The organism is Oleiphilus sp. HI0079, from assembly GCF_001635105.1.
Window position 1 is genome coordinate 1 of the sequence record NZ_LWFT01001108.1, and the last position, 1,616, is coordinate 1,616.

The following is a 1,616-nucleotide window of genomic DNA, read 5'->3' on the forward strand; positions in this document are numbered from 1 at the left end:
GTGCATTGAGCGCTTTTAGTATTTCCAGTTGCAACGCGTTCAAGTCGCAACCGAGTTGAACTTCGGCTTCTTGCTTCTGATGCGCTTGTGGGCAGGATGCTATCTTACGCATTAGTGGTGTTGCGTAGCACCACAAATACCATTCGGCTGCATCTGCGAAGAGACTCCCCCAAAAAACATCGTTGCCCTTTTGTGTGCCTTTTGCCTCAGCAAATGTTTGAGCTAGGCTGGCGCGAGTGAGGCTGATATTTTGCGCTTGATAGTAAGCTCGATATCCGTACTTTGTTTCCAGTTTAGGCGTTTTGGTCAGAACTTCTCGGATCTGAGCATGGCCCAGCATACTCATCGCATGGTCAAGTGTTTTGCTGAATACAGATGTTTGGCGAGGATTCTGATTGGCTTTACGCATCAAAGTGAGCGAGATCACCGGGTCTGATGCCAGTATTCTTGCGAGATCGAGATAGCTTGGCGATCCCTCATCCATTTGCTTTATGCATGTTGGCGCCAAAGATAATGCAGTAGGGAGCTTGCGCGCTAGAAGGTAGTCAAGCCATTGCGTAATATCGCGCGGATACTGCTTTTTTTCGGACTGTAGTTCGGGCATTTGCCATTGCCTAATAGGTTTCGATGTCGTCTAGTGTAGACAATATATGACGATAGCTCTGCATTCGTGACGAGGAAATTTTGTTGTCCTCTAAAGCTTTTTGAATTGCGCAGCCTGGTTCTTGCTCGTGTTTACAATCACGAAATTTGCAATAGCCAATGAAAGGACGGAATTCGATAAAACCTTCAAGTAACTCATTCTCGGTAATGTGCCAAAGCCCGAATTCTCTAATCCCTGGTGAGTCGACCAGGCGGCCGCCCTGAGGTAAGTGAAATAGCTTTGCAGTAGTGGTCGTATGCGTGCCTTTTCGTGTGTTTTCCGATAACTCTCCTACGCGGATGCTTTGATCTCCTAGAATGGTTCGAATTAGTGATGACTTACCAACACCAGACTGGCCGACGAATACACTGGTGTGGTTGGCAAGCCAAGAAAGAAGCGTTTCGCTGCAGTCCTGCTCATCATTGGCTGAAGTCAGAAGTACCTCATAGCCAAGCGCTTCATAAGTGTTCATCAGGCCGTCAATCAGCTCACGGTTAATGTTGTTGATCAAATCGCTTTTATTGAACAGGATCGCTGGCTTTATGCCTGTGGTTTCCGCAGCAACCAGGTAACGATCAATAAGATTAGCGAAGGGGGTAGGTTCTGGCGCTACGACAATGAGAATGCGGTCAAGGTTGGCGGCAACAGGTTTAAGCTGGCCATAGTTATCTGGGCGTTGAAGTAGGCTTTGGCGTTCAAGTTGGGCTTCAATAATACCGCTATGATCGGTGCCAGGGCGCCAGATAACTTCATCACCAGTAACAAGTGCTTCAATATTTGCGCGCACATAGCAACGATAGATCTCGCCTTTGCTTTCACCCTCTAGTGCCTCGACATCGAGAGTTTGCCCAAAGTGGGCGATGATTAGTCCACGTTGTTCTGCGCCCAGCTCGCCGCCGAGCACTTGATCATTTAATTTGCGTTGTTTTTTTTCTGCACGAGCGGTTTTTTCCGCCTGAATTTTATCGACGCG

General features: G+C 47.8%; 2 protein-coding genes. Both read right to left on the minus strand.

Annotated elements, in window-relative coordinates; genetic code table 11:
* Positions 1–604 (minus strand): HDOD domain-containing protein (locus tag A3750_RS19620; RefSeq protein ID WP_156498763.1); only part of this gene is annotated, 604 nt, incomplete at its 3' end.
* A gap of 10 nt (positions 605–614) precedes the next feature.
* A partial coding sequence (gene rsgA / locus A3750_RS19625; protein ID WP_068548669.1) for a small ribosomal subunit biogenesis GTPase RsgA occupies positions 615–1,616 on the minus strand: 1,002 nt, incomplete at its 5' end.